Here is a 19,880-nt window from a genome sequence, read left to right as displayed (position 1 = left end):
ACCGCCGAAGGACCCACGAACGCCCCGGCTCAGGGAGAGTTGTCACGTGCTCGTCATCGTCGCGCCCGGTCAGGGCGCTCAAGCCCCAGGTTTCCTCGAGCCGTGGCTGGAGGACCCAGTCTTCGAGAACCGGCTGAACTGGCTGTCCGCGGTCGCCGGTCTCGACCTCGCCCACTACGGCACCAAGGCCAACGCGGACACCATCCGTGACACCGCGATCGCGCAGCCGCTGCTGGTCGCCTCCAGCATGCTGGCGGCGCTGGCCGTCTTCCCGCACCCCGGTGACGCGTTCCAGAAGATGGGCGCGCTGGCCGGTCACAGCGTCGGCGAGATCGCCGCGGCCGTCGGCGCCGGCGTGATCAGCGCCGAGCAGGCGATGGTCCTGGTCCGCGAGCGCGGCAAGGCGATGGCCTCGGCGGCCGCGCTGACCCCGACCTCGATGACCGCCGTCCTCGGCGGCGACCGGGACGAGATCCTGGCCAAGCTCGAGCAGTACGGGCTGACCGCGGCCAACGACAACGGCCCGGGCCAGATCGTTGCCGCCGGCACCGTCGAGGAGCTGGCCGCGCTGGCCGCCGACCCGCCGGCCAAGGCCCGGCTGATCCCGCTCTCGGTGGCCGGCGCCTTCCACACCCGGCACATGGAGCCCGCCGTCCAGACCCTGGCCGGCTACGCCAAGTCGATCACCACCCACGACCCCCGCGCGCGGCTGATCTCGAACCGCGACGGCCAGGTCGTGCACGACGGCCGCGACGTCCTGCAGCGGCTGGTCCAGCAGGTCAACGCGCCGGTCCGCTGGGACCTGTGCATGCAGACGATGGCCGACCTGCAGGTCACCGGCATCCTGGAGATGACCCCGGCCGGCACGCTGACCGGGATCGCGAAGCGGGCCCTGAAGGGTGTCGAGACGTTCGCGCTGAAGACGCCGGACCAGCTCGACGACGCCCGCGCGTTCGTCGACAAGCACGGCAGCCCGTCGGAGATCGACGCGTCGCCGACCTGGCGGCTGCTGGTCGCGCCGATGAAGGGCACCTTCACCCGCGAGGCGCAGGTCAAGCGCGAGACCGGTGACGCGGTCGAGGCCGGCGAGGTGGTCGCGACGGTGAAGAGCCTGCGCGACGAGCTCGAGGTGCGCGCCCCGCACGGCGGCATCGTCGTGGAGTGGCTGGTCGAGGAGGGCGACCCGGTCGCCCCCGGGCAGCCGCTGGTGCGGCTGCACCCGAGCGGAGGAAACTGACATGACCGGTTCGATCACGACCGTCCAGGGTGCCGAGCACACCGCCGTCCTCGGGATGGGCTCGTACCGGCCGCGCACGGTCGTGCCGAACTCGGTGATCCTCGAGCAGATCGACTCCAGCGACGAGTGGATCCGGACCCGGTCCGGCATCCGCGAGCGGCGCTGGGCCGAGCCCGACGAGACCGTGCTGATGATGTCGGTCGAGGCCGCCAAGGAGGCGCTGCGCGACTCCGGCATCGACCCGGCCCAGATCGGCTGCGTCATCGTCGCCACCGTCACGCACCTGTACCAGACGCCCGCGATCGCGACCCGGATCGCGGTCGAGGTCGGCGCCCCGACGGCGGCCGCGTTCGACATCTCGGCCGCTTGCGCGGGCTTCTGCTACGGCGTCGCGATGGCCAGCGACATGGTCCGCGGCGGCAGCGCGAAGTACGTGCTGGCGATCGGCGTCGAGCGGCTCAGCGACATCACCGACCGGACCGACCGCGGTACGGCGTTCATCTTCGCCGACGGCGCCGGCGCGGCCGTGATCGGCCCGTCCGACGAGCCGGGCATCGGCCCGGTGGTCTGGGGCTCCGACGGCACGCAGCACGAGCTGATCAGCCAGAAGGAGTCCTGGCAGGAGGCGGCCGGCAGCTACAACTGGCCGAACCTGAAGATGGACGGCAACCCGGTGTTCCGCTGGGCGGCGTTCGAGATGGCCAAGACCGCGCAGCAGGCGCTGGACGTGGCCGGCGTGACGGCCGAGGACCTCGACCTGTTCGTGCCGCACCAGGCGAACATGCGGATCACCGACGCGATGCACCGGGCGCTCAAGCTGCCCGACCACGTCAAGGTGGCCCGCGACATCGAGCGCCAGGGCAACACGTCGGCCGCGTCGATCCCGCTCGCGATCAGCGCGATGCGCGAGAGTGGCGAGGCCAAGAGCGGAGACCTCGCGCTCATCATCGGGTTCGGGGCCGGACTGGTGTACGCCGGTCAGGTCATCCGGATCCCGTAACACCCCTCAGATGTCCGGGGCCACGCCCCGGCGTACCAGAGCAGCAGAAACTCCGAAAGGGAAACCACACAGATGGCCAGCACCGAAGAGATCCGCAGCAACCTCGCCGAGATCGTCAACGAGATCGCGGGCATCCCGGTCGAGGACGTCCAGCTGGACAAGTCCTTCACCGACGACCTCGACGTCGACTCGCTCTCCATGGTGGAGGTCGTGGTGGCCGCCGAGGAGAAGTTCAGCGTGAAGATCCCCGACGACGAGGTCAAGAACCTGAAGACCGTCGGCGACGCCGTCGCGTTCATCGAGCGCGCCCAGAACGGCTGACGCAGCCGATCGAGCCGGTAGCGGTGCCTCACCGGGCCTGAGGGTCCGGTGAGCACGCGGCCGGTACGCCGTACCAGCAGCACCCCCCACCCCGCACCAGTTCTCTCGCCGAAGGATGAGGTAACCATGTCGAAGACCCGAGTCGTGATCACCGGGCTCGGAGCGACGACCCCGGTCGGGGGCGACGTCGCCAGTACCTGGGAAGCCCTGCTGGCCGGCCGGTCCGGCGCCAAGCTGCTGACCGCCGACTGGGTCGAGGAACTGCCGGTCAAGATCGCCGCTCCGGCCGCGGTCGAGCCGACCGAGATCATCGAGCGGGTCAAGGCCCGCCGCCTGGACCGCAACGCGCAGTTCGCCGTGGTCGCCGCCCGCGAGGCCTGGGCCGACTCCGGCCTGGCCGACGTCGAGCTGGACAAGACCCGCCTGGGCGTCGCGATCGCCACCGGCATCGGCGGCCTGCTCACCACGCTGACCAACTACGACGCGCTGCGCAACGGCCCGCGCCGGGTCTCGCCGCTGGCGATCCCGATGCTGATGCCGAACTCCGCCGCCGCCAACGTCGGCCTCGAGCTCGGTGCGCTGGCCGGCGTCCAGACCCCGGTCTCGGCCTGCGCCTCCAGCAACGAGGCGATCTCGCTGGCCGCCGACCAGATCCGGCTCGGCCGCGCCGACATCGTCGTCGCCGGTGGCGCCGAGGGGTCGATCGCCGGGCTGCCGCTGGCCGCGTTCGGACAGATGATGGCGCTCAGCAAGCGCAACGACGACCCGGAGCGCGCGTCGCGTCCGTGGGACGTCGACCGCGACGGCTTCCTGCTCGGTGAGGGCGCCGGCGTCCTGGTCCTGGAGACCTACGAGCACGCGGTCGCCCGCGGCGCGAAGATCTACGCCGAGTTCGCCGGCTCCGGCATCACCGCCGACGGCCACGACATCGTGCAGCCCGACCCGACCGGTTCCGGCGCCGAGCGCGCGATGCTGCAGGCGCTGCGCGAGGGCGATCTGGCGGCCGGCGACATCGTGCACATCAACGCGCACGCCACCTCCACCCCGACCGGTGACGTCGCCGAGGCGATCGCGATCCGCAAGGCCCTCGGCAGCGCCGCCGACCACGCGATCGCGACCGCGCCGAAGTCGATGGTCGGTCACCTGCTCGGCGCGGCCGGTGCGGTCGAGTCGATCGCCACGGTGCTGGCGCTGCACCACCGCGTCGTGCCGCCGACGATCAACCTGGACAAGGTGGACGACGGCGTCGACCTCGACATCGCCACCGAGCAGCGCAAGCTGCCCGACGGTGACGTCGCGGCGCTGAACAACTCCTTCGGCTTCGGCGGCCACAACGTCGCCCTGGCCTTCAAGTCGGTCTGAGTTCTGAGCTGGGCCGGGCAGTTCGCTGCCCGGCCCAGCTTTTTCCAGCAGGCAGTTCGAGCTAGCTGATCCCCCGGAGATGCCCATGACCACTGCCCCCGCGAAACCAGCCAAGCTGCCTCGCGAGCTGGACCCGCGCAACCCCTTCACCCGCCTGACGAACCTGCTCGACGCGGACTCGCTCGAGCTGCTCACGCCCGACGACCTGTCCGGCATGCTCGCCGTCCGCGGCACGATCGCCGGCGCGCCCGTCGTCGCCTTCTGCTCCGACGCGACCGTGATGGGTGGCGCGATGGGCGACGAGGGCTGCGAGGTCGTCTGTACGGCGTACGAGGTGGCGCGGCGCGAGGAACTGCCGATCATCGGGCTGTGGCACTCCGGCGGCGCCCGGCTGGCCGAAGGCGTGCTCAGCCTGCACGCGGTCGGCAAGATCTTCTACGCGATGACGCAGGCCTCCGGCAAGATCCCGCAGATCTCCGTCGTGCTCGGGCCCGCCGCGGGCGGTGCGGCGTACGGGCCGGCCCTGACCGACGTGGTGATCCTCGGGCCGGAGGGGCGGATCTTCGTCACCGGTCCGGACGTCGTCCGCTCGGTTACCGGCGAGGACGTCGACATGCTGCGCCTCGGCGGTCCCGAGCCGCACGGCCGCCGGTCCGGCGTCGTCCACATCACCACCGACAGCGAGGCCGCCGCGATCGAGAAGGCGCGCCAGCTCGCCGACCTGTTCGCCAACCAGGGCGACGTGTCCGGCGACGTCTCCGACACGGACCTGTCCGGGCTGCTGCCGGAGTCGGCCAAGCGCGCGTACGACGTGCACCCGCTGGTCGGCGGCGTGCTCGACGAGGACTCCGGCGTCGAGCTGCACCAGCGCTGGGCGCCGAACATCGTCACCACGCTCGGCCGGCTCGGCGGGCGCACGGTCGGCGTGATCGCGAACAACCCGCTGCGGCTCGGCGGTTGCCTCGACGCGTTGTCGGCGGAGAAGGCGTCGCGGTTCGTGCGGATGTGCGACGCGTTCAGCGTACCGATGGTGGTGCTGGTCGACGTACCGGGTTATCTGCCGGGCGTCGGGCAGGAGTGGGACGGCGTCGTACGGCGAGGTGCCAAGCTGCTGCACGCGTTCGCCGAGTCGGTGGTCCCGCGGGTCACGCTGGTGACGCGCAAGACGTACGGCGGCGCGTACATCGCGATGAACGCGCGGTCGCTCGGGGCGACCCGGGTGTTCGCCTGGCCGCGGGCCGAGGTCGCGGTGATGGGCGCGGTGGCCGCGATCCGGATCCTGCACCGGCGCAAGCTGGCCGACGTCGCACCGGAGCTGCGCGCGCAGGTCGAGGCGGAACTGGCGGCCGAGCACGAGAAGATCGCCGGCGGGATCGAGCGGGCGCGGGAGATCGGGGTCGTCGACGAGGTCGTCGAGCCGGCCAAGACCCGGTCGGCGCTGGCCGCTGCGATCGCGACCGCCGAGGAGAACGGCAAGGTCCGGGGGCGGCACGGCAACATTCCGCTGTAAGGACGGCAAGAGAAAGGGCGCGAACCCTGTCGGGGTTCGCGCCCTTTCCACGTGGTGCGGCCGCTGTTTGTGACAACCGGGGGTGTCCCGACACCCGGTGGCCCAGCGGCCACGGCCTGGTCCCCGGTTCGCACCGGGGAAGCTGTGGGAGTCCAGCATCGTCGAAGAATGCCGGAAAAGCTCCTGCCTTCACTGCTTTCTTCAGAACTTCTCAGGTTTGCTGTCGAGCGGTTGTTTCAGTGCCTACACAACCTGGTGCAGCCAGCGAACGGGAGCACCGTCACCCGCGTAGCGAAACGGCTCGAGCTCGTCGTCCCAGGGACGTCCCAGCAACCGTTCGACCTCCTCGGTCAGATCGGCCTCGCCGCTGGCGGCCTTGAGCATCGCGGCCTTCAGCCGGTCCTCGGGCACCATGATGTCGCCGTGCACCCCGGTGGTCGCGTGGAACACCCCGAGCGCGGGAGTGAACGAGTACCGCTCGCCCTCGACGCCGTTGCTGGGTTCCTCGGTCACCTCAAAGCGCAGCTTCTGCCATCCGCGCAACGCGGACGCCAGCTTGGCCGCCGTACCGGCTTCCGCCTGCCACGACAGTTCGGCCCGGTACTGGCCCTGGGCCGCCGGCTGCGGGGTCCAGTCCAGTTTCACGGGCACGCCAAGGATGCCGCCCGCTGCCCACTCGACATGCGGGCACAGCGCTGACGGCACCGTGTGGACGTACAGAACGCCACGAGTCGTCGCCACCAGGACCTCCTTTGTGCTCGAGCTGCGCCTTCCCCAGCGTTCTCGATCACGGCCAGATGGTCCTGACAGCGAGACCCATCTTGCACCACAGATCCCTTTGACACCAGCAACCTCGCCGTGTCAACTACATCACCGTCGTGTCGCGATCCGGCACCGGCCGGTCCGAAAAGCTCAACTCGACGCGCGGACGACCAGTCGCGTCGGCAGGATCAGTGGACTAGGTTGCTCCCCCGCCAGCACCGCGAGCAGCATCCGGGCCATCTCGCGGCCGAGCGCCTGGATCGGCTGGTGCACGGTGGTGAGCGGCGGGACGGTGTGCCGCGCTGCGGAGATGTCGTTGAAGCCGACAACGGCCACGTCGTCCGGCACCGACCGCCCGGCCTCGCGCAGCACCCGCAGCGCGCCGATCGCCATCTGGTCGGAGGCAACGAACACCCCGTCGAGGTCCGGCCACCGCGCCAGCAGTTCCCCCATCGCCTGCGCGCCGCCGTCCTCGGCGAAATCACCCTGGACGATGCGGCTCGCATCGAGCCCGGCGACCGCCAGCGCGTCCTGGAAACCCTGGTACCGCGCCGTACCGGCTCCTTCGTCGAGGCGCCCGGTGATCGTCGCGATCCTGGTCCGGCCAGTGGCGACCAGGTGCTCGGTCGCGGCCCGCCCACCACAGCGGTTGTCCGCGTCCACGTAGTACGACGGCTCGAAGCCGAGCGGCCGTCCACCGAACACGACCGGTACGTCGGCCTGGTGCGCGAGCGCGGCGAGCGGGTCGTTCTCCCGCAGCGACATCAGCATCACGCCGTCCGCCTGCCGCGTCCGCAGCCGTTGCGCCAGCCGGGCCTGGCCGCGCTCCGACGTGGCGAGCGACAGCACGAGCTCGAGGTCGGTCTCCTCGAGCACCGAGGAGATCCCGACCACCACCTCGGCGAAGAACGGGTCGGCCAGCAGCGCCGGGTCCTCCCCCGAGATCGCCAGCACGACCGAGCCGACCTGCTGCGTGGCGAGCGCGCGGGCCGTTGCGTTCGGCACGTACCCGAGCGCTTCGACGGCCCGCTGCACCGCCTCGCGCTTGACGCGGCTGACGTTGGGGGCGTTGTTGATCGCCCGCGACGCCGCCGACCGGGACACGCCGGCCCGTTCGGCCACCTCGTCGAGGGTCACCTGCCGCTTCGCCATCCTGCTCCTTTGCGGAAAGAACTGGAAGCGCTCCCGGTCGCCATTGACAGCTACCGAAGCGCTGGTCACCATACTGAGACTGAAAGCGCTCCCAGTCCAGTCGCCCATCGGAGGCAGCGCATGTCCAGACTTCGCCGACGGTCCACTCTCGTGCTGACCGCCCTGGTTCTGTCCCTCGTCGGTCCGCCTGCCGCGCAGGCCGCGGACCCGGAGTACGAGCGGATCCTCAACGGTACTTTCGACACCGACAAGAGCCCGTGGTGGAGCAGTGGCAGTACGCCGACCGCCGTCGAGGGCGGCCGGCTGTGCGCGCAGGTTCCGGCGGGGACGGTCAACGTGTGGGACGCGATGATCGGCCAGGACGACATCCCGGTCGAGGCCGGTCAGGACTACCGGCTGCGGTTCACCGCGACGGCGAGCCGGGACGTGACGGTGCGCGCGGTGGTGCAGCTCGCGGGCACGCCGCAGACGACGGTGCTCAACCAGCCGGCCGCGCTGGGTGCCTCCCCGAAGGCGTTCGAGTTCACCGCGCCGTCGACGGTGACCAGCGACCACGCGCAGGTCAGCTTCCAGGCCGGCGGCAACGGTGCGGCGTTCACGCTGTGCCTGGACGACATCTCGCTGGTCGGAGGTGTCGTGCCACCTGGTGGGGTACGGGACTTCGGCTCGCCGGTGCGGGTGAACCAGCTCGGGTACCTGGGCAACGGTCCGCGGCGGGCGACGTACGTGACGGACGCCGTCGAGCCGCAGCCGTGGCGGTTGCTCGATGCAACGGATCGCGTGGTCAGCACGGGCGTCTCCACGCCGTACGGGCTGGATGCGGCGGCGGGGACCCGGGTGCAGCGCATCGACTTCGGCCGGTATCGCGGGAGCGGGCAAGGGTTCCGGTTGGCCGTCGGGGACCACCTGAGCGAACCCTTTGACCTGGGCAACGATCTCTACCGGCCGCTGCGCCGCGACGCGCTCGCGTACTTCTACAACAACCGCAGCGGGATCCCGATCGAGGCCCGGTACGTCGGTGAGGCGTACGCGCGACCGGCCGGGCACAGCGGGGTCGCGCCGAATCAGGGGGACACGTCGGTGCCCTGTCTGCCGGGGACGTGCGGCTACAGCCTCGACGTACGGGGTGGTTGGTACGACGCGGGCGATCACGGCAAGTACGTGGTGAACGGGGCGTTGGCGGCGTGGCAGCTGCTGGATCTGTACGAGCGGTCGGCGCAGCACCGGGATCGTGGGGTCGACCTGCGCATTCCCGAGGCGGGCAACCGGACTCCCGACGTACTGGACGAGGCTCGGTGGGAGATCGACTTCCTGCTGCGGATGCAGGTGCCCTCCGGTGCTCTGGCCGGGATGGTGCATCACAAGATCCACGACGTGGCGTGGACCGGGCTGCCGTTGCTGCCGTCCGCGGACCCGCAGCCGCGGTACCTCTACCCGCCGTCGACGGCGGCGACGCTGAACGTGGCGGCCGTCGGGGCTCGGTGCGCGCGGGTCTACGCCGCATGGGACAAGGCGTTCGCGGCTCGGTGCCTGAGTGCCGCCGAGAAGGCGTGGAAGGCGGCTGCGGCGCATCCCGCGGTCTACGCGCCCGACGGTGGGGTCGGCGGTGGCGCGTACGACGACACGAAGGTGAGCGACGAGTTCTCGTGGGCCGCGGCCGAGCTGTTCGTTGCCACCGGCAAGGCGTCGTACCGGCGGTCCATCACCACGGTGCTGAAGGCGGCTGACGGGTTCTCGTGGCAGGAGACCGGCGGGCTGGCGGATCTCGCGCTGGCCAGGGCGCCTTGGCGGCTGCCGCTGGTCGACCAGTGGAAACTGCGGCAGCGCATCGCCGCGGTGGCTGACGTGTACGTCGCTGCTGCTCGCGGGCAGGGGTACGCGAATCCGTACCAGCCCGCCGACGGGAAGTACGTGTGGGGCTCGAACAGCGCGGTGGCGAACAGCGCGCTGATCCTGGCGGTCGCGTACGACCTGACCAGGAACAATGCTTATCGGTCGGCGGCACTCGAGTCCCTCGACTACCTGCTGGGGCGGAACGCGATCAACCAGTCGTACGTGACCGGGTACGGCGAGCGCGCGAGCCAGAACCAGCATCATCGCTTCTGGGCCAAGTCCCTGGATCCGGCGTTGCCGTCGCCGTACCCGGGATCGCTCGCCGGTGGGCCCAACTCGGGCCTGCAGGACCCGGTGGCCCAGCGCAACCTCCAGGGGTGTGCGCCGGCGACCTGCTACACCGACCACATCGGCTCGTACTCGACCAACGAGGTCGCGGTGAACTGGAACTCGGCGCTGGCGTGGATCACCGCGTTCGCCGATGCCGAGGGCAGGTCCTAGGGGAAGCGGGTGGCCATCGCGATGCAGGCGCCGGCCGCGGCCAGCGTGAACAGCATCGCGATGCCCGCGAAGCGGGACGTCACTTCCTTGTCGACCTTGTCGTAGCCGACCGAGGAGCCGATGTCCTTGTAGACGTCCTCCAGCTCGCCCGCGGACTCCGCCGTGTACGCCTCGCCGCCGGTGATCTCGGCGACGCTGCGCAGCTCGGCGCGGTCCGGGGGTACGCGCTGCCGGATCCCGTCCATCTCGATGAAGCCGGAGTCGGTGCCGAAGGTGATCGTGTAGATCGGGGTGTTCTTCGCCTTCGCCGCCTGCGCGCCTTCCTGCGCCGTCCGGCCGACCGTGCGCTTGCCGTCGGACAGCAGCACGATCCGCGCGGGCGCCGGGTCGTTCGGGTGCTCCGGGTCCGGCGGGACCTGCGTCAGCGCCTGCAGCGACGTGAAGATGCCTTCGCCGGTGGCGGTCGACTCCGCGAGCTCCAGCCCGTCGATCGACCGCTGCACGGTCGCCCGGTCAGTGGTCGGCGGCACGATGATCGACGCGGTCCCGGCGAAGTTGACCAGCGACACGTTGAACTTCGACGGCAGCTGGTTGACGAAGTTCTTCGCCGACTTCTTCGCCGCCTCGAGCCGGTTCGGGTCGACGTCGGTCGCCATCATCGACAGCGAGACGTCGATCGCGACCACGATCGTGGCCCGCTCGCGCGGCACCTTGACCTCGTCCTTGGGCTGCGCGAACGCGACCACGCACGAGCACGCCGCCAGCAGCGCGAGCGCGACGGCCAAGTGCCGGCGCCACTGCGGCCGGCGCGGGGCCACCCGGTCGAGCAGGGCGATGTTGGTGAAGCGCAGCGCGTACTGGGCGCGCCGGTGCTGCAGGTAGATGTACGCCGCGATCACCAGCGGGATCAGCAGCAGGAACCAGAGTCGGGCCGGAGACAGGAACTCCATCAGCGAGCCACTCCCTTCGGCGGTTGGTGCAGGCGCGGCGCGACTCGCTTGTAGGCGAGCACGAACCGCACGGTGTCGGCGACCCAGTCCCGGTCGGTCCGCAGAACCAGGTGCCCCGCACCTACCCTACGCAGGGCCGTCCTGGTTCGTTCCCGCTGCGCGAGCGCCGCGGCGGCGTACTCCTCCCGCACCCGGCGCTTGCGGGTGTCGATCTCGCGGACCGCGCCGGTCTCGGGGTCGCCGATCATCACGACGCCGATGTTGGGCAGCTCGAGCTCGCGCGGGTCGACGATCTCGACCGCGAGCACCTGGTGCTGCGCGGTCAGCTTGCGCATCGCGCGCTCCCAGGACGGCTCCATCCGGCTGTCGATCTCGCCGTCCTCAGGGGTCAGGAAGTCCGACACCACGACCCGCAGACCGCGCTTGCGCTGCGTCCGGGCCATCGAGTCGAGCGCCCCGGCCAGGTCGCTGCGCGCCTTGTGCTCGCCGTGGTCCTTCTCGGCGAGCAGCGCGCGGAGCAGCCCGTACAGCGCGAGGCGGCCGGAGCGGGCGGGCCAGCGGCGCAGTGTCGAGTCGCGCAGCATCAGCCCGCCGAACCGGTCGCCCAGCCGGTGGGTGAGGAACCCGACGGTCGCCACGGCGGCAACGGCGAGCTCGCGCTTCTCCAGCTGCGACGTACCGAAGTCCATCGAGGCGGACAGGTCGACCAGCGCCCAGGTCTCCAGCTCGCGGTCCGCGATCAGGTCGCGGACGTGCGGCATCGTCGTCCGCGCCGTGACGGCCCAGTCCATCCGGCGGACGTCGTCGCCGACCTGGTACTCCCGGGCCTCGGCCAGCTCGGTCCCCGGCCCGGGCAGCAGCCCGAGGTGCTCGCCGTGCAGGTACCCCTCGAGCCGCCGTACGACGGTCAGCTCGAGGCGCCGGAGCGCGCGCTCGGGCGCGAGCTGCGAGATCGTCATCGCAGCCCTCGGGTCGGGTCGGTTGGCCATGTGTTAGACGAACTCGGGACGGCCGGACTGGTCGTTGCCGTCGCGCCACACCGGCTGCGGCGGCGGGACGGTGGCCAGGATCCGCTCGATCACGGCGCGGGCGTCGATGTTGTCCGCGATCGCGTCGAAGGTCAGGCCGAGGCGGTGGCCCATCACGTCCAGCGCGACGGTCTGGACGTCGCTCGGCAGCAGGTAGTCGCGGCCGTGGATCAGGGCCAGCGCGCGGCCGGCCGCGATCAGGCCGAGGGTCGCGCGCGGGCTGACGCCGAGCTCGATGATCGGCTCGAGGTCGGGCAGGTGGAAGTCGGTCGGCGTCCGGGTCGCCATCACCAGGCGGACGGCGTACTCGGCGACCAGGTTGTGCACGAAGACCTGCTCGGCGGACCGCTGCAGCTCCATGATCGTCTCCGGCTGCAGCACCTGGCGCGGCTGCGGCGGGTCGACGCTCATCCGGCGGAGGATCTCGAACTCCTCGTGCCCGCGCGGGTGCGGCACGTCGATCTTGACCAGGAAGCGGTCGCGCTGCGCCTCGGGCAGCGGGTAGACGCCCTCGGACTCGATCGGGTTCTGGGTGGCGATCACGATGAACGGCTTCGGCATCGGGAAGGTCTGGCCGCCGATCGACACCTGCCGCTCGGCCATCAGCTCCAGCATCGCCGACTGCACCTTGGCGGGCGCGCGGTTGACCTCGTCGGCGAGCACGAAGTTCACGAACGTCGGACCGAGCTCGATGTCGAACGCCTCGCGGGTCTGCCGGTAGATCCGGGTGCCGACGATGTCGGAGGGGACCAGGTCCGGGGTGAACTGGATCCGTGCGAACGACCCACCGACGACGGAGGCGAAGGTCCGGACGGCGAGCGTCTTGGCCACGCCCGGCACGCCCTCGAGCAGGCAGTGCCCCTTCGCCAGCAGCGACACCATCAGCGTCTCGACCATGTGCTCCTGGCCGACGATCACGCGTTTGACCTCGGTGATCGCCTCGCCGACCAGACGAGACTGCTGGGCCACTGACCCTGCCGGGACGGTGGTTTCGGTCATGCCTGTCCTTCCGGGGCCCACACGGACCTACTGCTCGGGAACTCCGGCCATTCCATCAGATCCCAGGGCTCAAGCCGAACCAAGCCCCGCCCGGACCACTGTCCATCCTCCCCACCCACCCAAATCGCCACTCCTCCTTCCCGGGGCGCGCGACAGTGTTACCGCCGATGTGGTGGGATTGACCCGATGACCGCGACCGAGTCCCAGACCGCTGCGCCGCCGGAGGCTCCTCAGCCGAGCCCTGCGCCGCCGCCGCTCCCGGACGCGCTCCCGCTGCTGCCGGAGGACCCGCCCAAGGTCGGCGAGTTCTGGCTGCGCGGACGTCTCGGCGCGAACGCCGCCGGCTACCTGTACGCCGCCGCCGACGAGTCCGGCCGCGGCGCCGTGCTCGCGATGATGACCGAGGGCTCCGCCGACGACGCCTCCGCCCGCGACCGCTTCGTCCGCGCCGTCGACGAGCTGCCCGAGGAGTCGGTCCTCGCCCACAACGACGCCGATGACGACGACCTGGCGCTGTGGGTTGCCCTCGGCCCGCTCCGCGAGGACGACGGCTCCAGCTCCGCCGCCGACGAGCGGCTGATCGCCGAGCGCCGCGGCGAGGACGTCCTGTCCGCCGTACTGATGGACCGCGTCCCGCAGATCGGCCGGGTCCGCGGCCCCGACTTCCGCCACTACTGGGAGAACCGCCGCCGCCCAGGCCTGTTCCGCATCTGGCCGCTGCCCTGGCCCGCCGTACTCCGGCCGGCCTCCAGGCTGGCGCTGATGCTGGCCTTGCTGGCGATGGCCTTGCTCATGGCGCTCGCCGTACTGATCGCCTGGCTCCTGTTCCGCAACGCTCCCGAGGTCGACCCCGGCCCGGTCATCCCGAACCCGAGCGGTACGGCGACGGTCACGGTCACCCCGACCACGCCGCCGCCCGGCAGCACCGGCCCGGGCACGCCGACCTCCACAACCCCCGGCAGCCCCAACACCACGGGCCCCGGCCCTGGGACTCCCGGTACGCCGGAATCCCCCGGCACCCCGGTCGACCCCGCCGACCGCTTCTAAGCGACGGCACCTCGGCTGGCGGAGGTCGCCGTACGGCGGGATCTGAGCAGCGCGATCAGCCCGATCAAGCTGACCACCGCCCAGGTCCCCTCCAGCAGCAGGAAGCCCCAGGACTGCTCGACCCCGGCGATGACCGCCAAGATGCCCGAGCCCACCAGGTTCAGCACCTGGTACCGCAGAGTCTTCTGCTCCAAGCGCCCCGCCTGGGAGGCGGCGAACGCGATCAGGATCGTGATCGCGCCGGCGATTTCGAGGACGTCGACTGCATGCATGTCCACTGCCCCTCCGGGGGCCGGCGTCGTCTTTGCGTCGGGTACGGCGCCATCTCGTCCGGGGATCCGCACTCCACGGACCCGATCCCCAGCCTACTGACGCCGGACCCGCTCAAGGAGCATTGGTGACCGATCTGACCATCACCAGCGTCACAGGCCGTTCCTGATCGCCGTCGCCTTCGCCACCAGCTGATTCGCGGCCGGTGCCGGGACGATCTTCTTCGCGGCCAGCACCTTCACCTCGATCACGAACGCCGTCAGCAGCGCCTTCGCGACCGGCTTCTGGTTCTTCTGGACCGCCACCCGCGCCGCCTCCAGCTTGAGCACCAGGCTCGCCTCGACCGCCTTCGGCAGGTGCAGCGCCTTCACCTCGGCGATCAACGCCGTCAGCGCCGCATCCGGACCGGACGCCTCGACGATCTCGACCGACCCCGCCTCGCAGTTCGCGCCCGCCGGCCGGGCCACCATCCGCTGGTCGTCCTCGACCGTGCAGTTCGCCACCGGTACCCGCCCACCCAGCGGACTCGTCGCCGCCGGCACCCGAACCCGCGCGAAGCCGCTCCCGCTCAGCGCCGCCAGTTGCGGGTCGTTCGCGGTGACCAGGTCCGACGCGACACTGCCGCAGCTGGCGTCACGCCGTACGGAGAAACCGAGCGACGTCCCCGCGAACGCGCCACCGATCCCGGCGCACGACGTACCGACCTGCGGCAGCACGATCGCGCTCTTCTCGGTCTTCACCTGAGCAGCCGGTACGGCGGCGATGTGCGCGCCGGTCGTCGCCTGGTCGTCGGCCATCGTCACGTGGGTCAGCGTCGCCACGGCACTGTTGATGACGGCGAGGCCACCACCGGTCGCTGCGGTGTTGCCGCTGAAAGTGCTGTTCAGGAAGTTCGCCGCAAGGGCGGACACCCGCGCTCCCCCACCGGTCCCGGACGCGACGTTCCCGGCGAAGGTCACCTTGGTGCCGCCGAGGTTCTCCGTCGCGACGTCCAGCCCGGCGCCGTTCGCCGCCGTGTTGTCGTCCACCGCCATGTCCTCCAGCGTCACCGAGTAGCTGTTGACGACCTTCGCGCCGCCACCGTTGCCCCCGGCGCTGTTGTTGCTCAGCCCGGTCCGGTCGAGGAACAGCCCGGTGATCGCCTGCGCGTACACACCGCCGCCGTCGCCGGTCGCCGAGTTGTGGTTGATCGGCGTCTCGTCGAACGTCAGGTCGAACGGCCCGGTCGCGTCGATCGTGCCGGCGCCGCCGCCGTTGCCGCCGGTCGTGCTGTTGCCGACCAGCGAGCCCTTGTACATGTGCAGCGCGCCGAAGCCGAGCCAGACGCCACCGCCACCACCGACCGACTGGTTGTTCTCGACCAGTACCCGGTCCAGCCCGACGTTCGGCGTCGCGCCGTCGTCCTCGATCAGCACCGGCGTCAGCGAGATGCCGCCGCCCGGCTGGGTGCTCTTGTTGCCGGTGACGGTGGACAGCAGGCCGCTGATCCCGGTCGAGCCGTTGCCCCGCTTGGAGGCGGTGAACGAGATGCCGCCCCGCGCGTCGGCCGCGGTCAGCCCGTTGTCGCTGACGTTGGTCGAGTACATGCTGAGCGACCCGCAGTTGCTGCACAGGATGCCGGCCCGGCCGTTGCCGACGATGCTGGTCAGGTTGACCGTCATCTTGTTGGCCGCGAACCCCTGGCCGGTGTTCGTGATGCCGGTCCGGGTGTTGTTGCCGATCGTCGCGTTCTCGATCGCGACCGGGTACCCGTCGACCAGCGACATCCCGGAACCGGTGTTGCCCGAGATGTTCGTGCCGTCGACCGCCAGCGAGCAGTTGTCGCAACTGACCACGCTGCCGGTGTTGTCGTGCAGGCTGCCGCCGAGCAACGTCATCCGGTACGGCGTGGTGCCGTGCCCGAAGCTGCTCCAGACGACGCTGCCGCCGGGCGAGAGCACGTTGCGGACCTCGACGTCGGTGAGCAGCAGCTCGCTGTCGGACCGCACCGCGGCGCCTTCCAGCGCGGTGTTCGTGGTGTTGGGTCCACCGTCGATCACCAGGTCCCGCAGTTCGAGCCGCCCGTCGTGATCGGTGCTGTCGACGACACCCTGCGCGTCACAGCTCTGCTCGATCGTGGAGTTGTTGCCCTGGACAATCAACTCGTGGTTGTCGGCGTGCGTCAGCGGGCCGGAGCAGGCCGACAACGGGTACGTCAGGCCGGCGCCGAGCGTGATGACGTCGTCGACGCCGTTGCCGGAGGCGGTGGTGAACGCTTCTCGCAGCGAGGTCAGGCCGTCACCGCCGTTGACCACGTCGGCGGTCGTGGTGACGGTGATCGAGGCAGCGGACGCAGGCGAGGTCGTGACGACGACCAGGCCCGAGCCGAGCAGGCCGGCCAGCGCGGCGGCGCGCAGGCAGGACGCAGTGATTCTGGACAAGGAAATCCCCCCACAGGAATCGAGGTCACCAGACTTCCGTAGCCGTCCCCCGCTGACAAGACTCAGTCGCCCAGCAACCGCGCCAACTCCGGATCGCGCCAGAACGGCTCGGGCACGGGCTGCCGGACCAGCGCCGCGTCGGCCCGGATCTCGGCCGGCGACGCCGCACCGATCAGCACCGAGGTCACCGCGGGATGCCTGCCCGGGAAGGCCAGAGCGGCCTGCGGCAGCGATACGCCGTACGGCTCGCAGACCGCCGACATGCGCCGCGCGCGGATCGTCAGTGGATCAGTCGTTTGCCGGGACCGGTCGGTCAGCAGGATCTCTTGGGTGAGGACACCGGAAACGATCGCCGCCACTCCCCTTGCCTGGCAGCGATCCAGCAACGGCGCGCCGGACCGGTCGAGCAGCGAGTACTGCCCGGCCAGCAGTACGGCGTCCAGCTCGAGATCCCGCACCAGCGGATCGAGGTGCTGCCACTCACGCCCGGCGACACCGATCGCGCCGATCACCCCGCGCTCGCGCAGCTCGGTCAGTACGCCGTACGCGCCGTCGATCGGCCGGTCGTCGGCAACCTGCACGAAGACGAGGTCGAGCGACGTCACGCCCAGCCGCTCGAGGCTGCCGGCAACGGACTCACGCACCCCGTCGAGCCCGACACCCGTGGACAGCAGAAAGCCCGACCGCGGGTGCGCGGCCAGCGCCGTACCGAGCCGCCGCTCGTAGTCGTCGTACGCCGGTGAGGTGTCGAAGAAGCGGATCCCCGCCGTGTACGCGGCCTCGATCGTGGCGGTCGCGACCGCGCCGTCGGCGGCGCCGAGCCGCGACCCGCCCAGGCCGAAGCGCGGCGGACGGAAGCGCGTCGCGTTCTGCGGAGCGAGCACACGGCTGGGAGCGGTCATCGGCCCTACCTCCCTGGTCGGCACTACCAGGATCGGTCCTCGGCGTCGGTTTCGCATCTCGGGCCCCGCGCGGGGCCCGAGATCACGAGTCAGCGGCCGGAGTCGTACAGCGCCTTCACCTCCGTCGCGTCCAGCGCGCGGTCGAACAGGTGCACCTGGTCGACGACGCCGTCCAGGTAGTCGACCGGGTTGCCGCCGAACTTGCCGCGGCCGATCACGGTGTTGCCGGTCGAGGTCGCGTCGAGCGTGCAGGCCGACTTGGTCGCGACGAGCGTGCCGTCGACGTACAGCCGCAGCTCGCCCTTCGCGGCGTCGCGTACGCCGGTCAGGTGGTACCACTGGCCCGGGGTCGGCTTCGTCGGCGCCAGCGCGCGCTGCCCCGGGAAGCTCATCGCGAACCGCTGGTCCTGGCCGGAGTACTGCAGGAAGAACGCGCTGTCCCGGTCGCCGTCCTGGCTGACCACGGTCTGGAACGCGCCGTCGGCCTTGTTCAGCTTCACCCAGGCGGTGGCGGTGTAGTTGCCGTTGGTGTCGAGCAACTGGGCGCCGGTGTCGACGTACTGGCTGGTGCCGTTCGTCGCGACGCCCTGGCCGTTCTTGCCGGGGGCAAAGGTCGCGCCGCCCTGCAGCGTCGCGTCGTTGTCGCCGGCAACGTCCTCGCCGGAGCCGTCGAGCGGGTAGAAGTGGATGCCGTCGACACCCGGCGTACCAGGTGGTGGGTTGGGGCCGCCGCTGCCGGTTCCGTCCGCTCCGGCGATGATCTGCTCGTTCATCGTGCGGACCTGAGCGAAGTCCATCTTCGGGACCTGCCGGTCGTAGGTGAAGAAGCCGTTCACCTCGCCCTCGACGTCGGTGATCTGGGTGTAGACCGATCCGCTGATCCCGCAGGTGTTGGCCGAGCGCAGGACGTCGCGCTGGTTCTCGACGTACCGGCGGGTGAGCGTGGCCGAGTCCGGCGTCATCTCGTACGCGAAGCCGTCGCCGAACCACATGTGGCCTTCGGTCTTGAGCCCGAACCCGCCGTGCTCGCCGTCCACCGCGACGCGGTCGCCGGACGGGCTCGACGTCGCCGGCCCGAGGTAGGCGTGGTGGTCGATCATGTCACCGCGCCCGGAGTCGCCGAGGGAGTCGCAGCAGTTCATCCCGCTGTGCGCGTTGACGAGCCGTGACGGGTCCTGCGCCTTGACGCTGTCCGCGATCCGGCCGGTCTCGGCGAGATCCCACTCGCCCCAGCCCTCGTTGAACGGCACCCAGGTGGTGATCGAGGTGAAGCTCTTGTGCTCCTCGACCATCTCGTGCAGCTCGGCCTTGTACTGCGCCTGCCAGGCCGGCGGGATCGGGTCGGTCTTCGAGGCGGGCATGTCCTGCCAGACCATCAGGCCGAGCTTGTCGGCCCAGTAGTACCAGCGGTCCGGCTCGACCTTGATGTGCTTGCGGACGGTGTTGAAGCCGAGCTCCTTGTGCTGCTCGAGGTCGAACCTGAGCGCCTCGTCGGTCGGCGCGGTGTTCAGGCCGTCGGGCCAGAACCCCTGGTCCAGCGTCGACAGGTTGAAGAGGATCTTGCCGTTCAGCGCCAGCCGGAGCTTGCCGTCGGCCCCTTTCAGCTTGCCGACCTGACGCAGCCCGGCGTACGAACCGACCTCGTCGACGACCTTGCCGCGGTCGATCAGCTTGACCTTGAGCGTGTAGAGGAAGGGGTTGTCGGGCGACCAGAGCTTCGGGCTGGGGATCGTGATCTTGAGCTCTTGGTTGGCCTTGCCTCTGCGGGCTGCGACTTTGCGGCCGCCGTCGTACACGGTCGTCTCGACGTCGAGGTTGGTCGGGCCGGTCGTGTCGGCGGTGACTTTGAGCGCCTTGCCCGGTACGTCGGGCGTCAGCTGCAGCCGCTCGATCGAGGAGCTGGCGACCGGCTCCATCCACACGGTGCGCCAGATGCCGGAGCTGCCCTGGTAGAAGATGCCGTGGTCACCGACCTCGCGCTGCTTGCCGATCGGCTGGAACGTCTCGTCGGTGAGGTCCTCGGCCCAGACGATGACCTCCTGGGGGCCGCGCTGGTGCAGGGCGTTGGTCACGTCGACCGAGAACCCGTCGTACCCGCCGCGATGGGTCGCGACCTGGCGGCCGTTGACCCAGACCTTGGCGTCGTAGTCGACCGCGCCGAAGTGCAGCAGGAGTTGCTGGCCCTTCCAGCCCTGCGGGACGGTGAAGGTGCGGCGGTACCACATGCGGTCCTCGTGGCGCTGGACGCCGGAGAGGGCGGACTCGACGGGGTACGGGACGAGGACTTTCTCGGCCAGTTGGCGTCCGAACGGTGGGGCTTCGCCGGGCTGGGCGGCGGCGAACTCCCAGAGGCCGTTGAGGTTCTGCCAGCGGTCGCGGGTCAGCTGCGGCCGCGGGTACTCCGGGAGCGCGTTGGTGGGTGAGACGTCGTCGGTCCACGGGGTGCTCAGCGGCGGGGTCCCGATCTGCCAGCCTGGTGCGGCCTGCGAGGTGGGGACCACGATCGCGGTCGCGGCCAGGAGGCCGGCCGCGACCGCGGCGAGGCGTCGTTTCATGCTGCGTTTCCTTCCGGGGCGGGGAAAGGAC

The 19,880-nt window shown here is 70.7% G+C and carries 16 protein-coding genes and 1 riboswitch; of the genes, 7 read left to right on the top strand and 9 right to left on the bottom strand.

Annotated features, from left to right (window positions below; all coding sequences use genetic code 11):
• The first annotated feature begins 46 nt into the window (after positions 1-46).
• The 5 genes from ABD235_RS02165 to ABD235_RS02145 all read left to right on the top strand — a co-directional run bounded on the left by ABD235_RS02165 (position 47) and on the right by ABD235_RS02145 (position 5,430).
• Complete coding sequence (locus ABD235_RS02165) at positions 47-1,237, top strand: acyltransferase domain-containing protein (RefSeq protein WP_344168458.1); 1,191 nt, start codon at positions 47-49, stop codon at positions 1,235-1,237.
• A gap of 1 nt (position 1,238) precedes the next feature.
• Positions 1,239-2,237 carry a beta-ketoacyl-ACP synthase III gene (locus tag ABD235_RS02160; protein WP_344168456.1) on the top strand — a complete coding sequence of 333 codons (999 nt, stop codon included), beginning with the start codon at positions 1,239-1,241 and terminating at the stop codon, positions 2,235-2,237.
• Between the two features lie 72 nt (positions 2,238-2,309).
• Positions 2,310-2,558, top strand: a complete 249-nt coding sequence (locus ABD235_RS02155; RefSeq protein WP_077017127.1) for an acyl carrier protein — start codon at positions 2,310-2,312, stop codon at positions 2,556-2,558.
• Between the two features lie 126 nt (positions 2,559-2,684).
• Positions 2,685-3,920 (top strand): beta-ketoacyl-[acyl-carrier-protein] synthase family protein, encoded by a 1,236-nt coding sequence (locus tag ABD235_RS02150; RefSeq protein ID WP_344168450.1) that lies wholly within the window; start codon positions 2,685-2,687, stop codon positions 3,918-3,920.
• An 85-nt stretch (positions 3,921-4,005) separates the two neighbouring features.
• Positions 4,006-5,430, top strand: coding sequence for an acyl-CoA carboxylase subunit beta (locus tag ABD235_RS02145; protein WP_344168447.1), 1,425 nt, complete (start codon positions 4,006-4,008; stop codon positions 5,428-5,430).
• Positions 5,431-5,673: 243 nt separating this feature from the next.
• Here the strand turns inward: ABD235_RS02145 and ABD235_RS02140 are convergent, their stop codons facing one another.
• Complete coding sequence (locus ABD235_RS02140) at positions 5,674-6,171, bottom strand: DUF3145 family protein (protein WP_184793743.1); 498 nt, start codon at positions 6,169-6,171, stop codon at positions 5,674-5,676.
• A gap of 171 nt (positions 6,172-6,342) precedes the next feature.
• Positions 6,343-7,344 (bottom strand): LacI family DNA-binding transcriptional regulator, encoded by a 1,002-nt coding sequence (locus ABD235_RS02135; RefSeq protein ID WP_344168442.1) that lies wholly within the window; start codon positions 7,342-7,344, stop codon positions 6,343-6,345.
• A gap of 120 nt (positions 7,345-7,464) precedes the next feature.
• On the opposite strand from ABD235_RS02135, the gene ABD235_RS02130 reads away from it, so the two are divergent.
• The gene (locus ABD235_RS02130) at positions 7,465-9,678 is read left to right on the top strand and encodes a glycoside hydrolase family 9 protein (protein ID WP_344168439.1); all 2,214 of its coding nucleotides are present in this window, start codon (positions 7,465-7,467) and stop codon (positions 9,676-9,678) included.
• Here the strand turns inward: ABD235_RS02130 and ABD235_RS02125 are convergent.
• From ABD235_RS02125 to ABD235_RS02115, 3 genes are read right to left on the bottom strand one after another with little or no spacing between them, the layout of a single operon-like run.
• Positions 9,675-10,628, bottom strand: coding sequence for a VWA domain-containing protein (locus ABD235_RS02125; RefSeq protein ID WP_344168436.1), 954 nt, complete (start codon positions 10,626-10,628; stop codon positions 9,675-9,677). The two genes, ABD235_RS02130 and ABD235_RS02125, sit on opposite strands and share 4 nt — an antisense overlap.
• Positions 10,628-11,587: a DUF58 domain-containing protein gene (locus tag ABD235_RS02120; RefSeq protein ID WP_344168433.1), complete on the bottom strand. Its 960-nt coding sequence runs from the start codon at positions 11,585-11,587 to the stop codon at positions 10,628-10,630. Before ABD235_RS02120 ends, ABD235_RS02125 begins: the two co-directional genes overlap by 1 nt.
• A gap of 33 nt (positions 11,588-11,620) precedes the next feature.
• A complete protein-coding gene (locus tag ABD235_RS02115) occupies positions 11,621-12,655 on the bottom strand; it encodes an AAA family ATPase (RefSeq protein WP_344168430.1) in 1,035 nt (344 codons plus the stop codon).
• A gap of 186 nt (positions 12,656-12,841) precedes the next feature.
• On the opposite strand from ABD235_RS02115, the gene ABD235_RS02110 reads away from it, so the two are divergent.
• Positions 12,842-13,702 carry a hypothetical protein gene (locus ABD235_RS02110; RefSeq protein WP_344168427.1) on the top strand — a complete coding sequence of 287 codons (861 nt, stop codon included), beginning with the start codon at positions 12,842-12,844 and terminating at the stop codon, positions 13,700-13,702.
• On the opposite strand, the gene ABD235_RS02105 is transcribed toward ABD235_RS02110, so the two are convergent.
• The 4 genes from ABD235_RS02105 to ABD235_RS02090 all read right to left on the bottom strand — a co-directional run bounded on the left by ABD235_RS02105 (position 13,699) and on the right by ABD235_RS02090 (position 19,849).
• Positions 13,699-13,974 carry a CBU_0592 family membrane protein gene (locus tag ABD235_RS02105; RefSeq protein ID WP_344168424.1) on the bottom strand — a complete coding sequence of 92 codons (276 nt, stop codon included), beginning with the start codon at positions 13,972-13,974 and terminating at the stop codon, positions 13,699-13,701. The genes ABD235_RS02110 and ABD235_RS02105 overlap by 4 nt on opposite strands.
• A 20-nt stretch (positions 13,975-13,994) precedes the next feature.
• A riboswitch (guanidine-III (ykkC-III) riboswitch) is annotated at positions 13,995-14,060 on the bottom strand.
• Positions 14,061-14,124: 64 nt separating this feature from the next.
• On the bottom strand, positions 14,125-16,392 hold the full coding sequence (locus ABD235_RS02100; RefSeq protein WP_344168421.1) for a right-handed parallel beta-helix repeat-containing protein: 2,268 nt from the start codon (positions 16,390-16,392) through the stop codon (positions 14,125-14,127).
• Between the two features lie 62 nt (positions 16,393-16,454).
• Positions 16,455-17,294, bottom strand: a complete 840-nt coding sequence (locus ABD235_RS02095; protein WP_344168418.1) for an aldo/keto reductase — start codon at positions 17,292-17,294, stop codon at positions 16,455-16,457.
• An 89-nt stretch (positions 17,295-17,383) separates the two neighbouring features.
• Positions 17,384-19,849 (bottom strand): LamG-like jellyroll fold domain-containing protein, encoded by a 2,466-nt coding sequence (locus tag ABD235_RS02090; protein WP_344168415.1) that lies wholly within the window; start codon positions 19,847-19,849, stop codon positions 17,384-17,386.
• Positions 19,850-19,880: the final 31 nt, after the last annotated feature.

It is taken from the genome of Kribbella lupini, from assembly GCF_039529595.1.
GTDB lineage: Bacteria > Actinomycetota > Actinomycetes > Propionibacteriales > Kribbellaceae > Kribbella > Kribbella lupini.
Note: the sequence above shows the minus strand (reverse complement) of the source record. Positions and strands in the feature narration are given on the sequence as shown.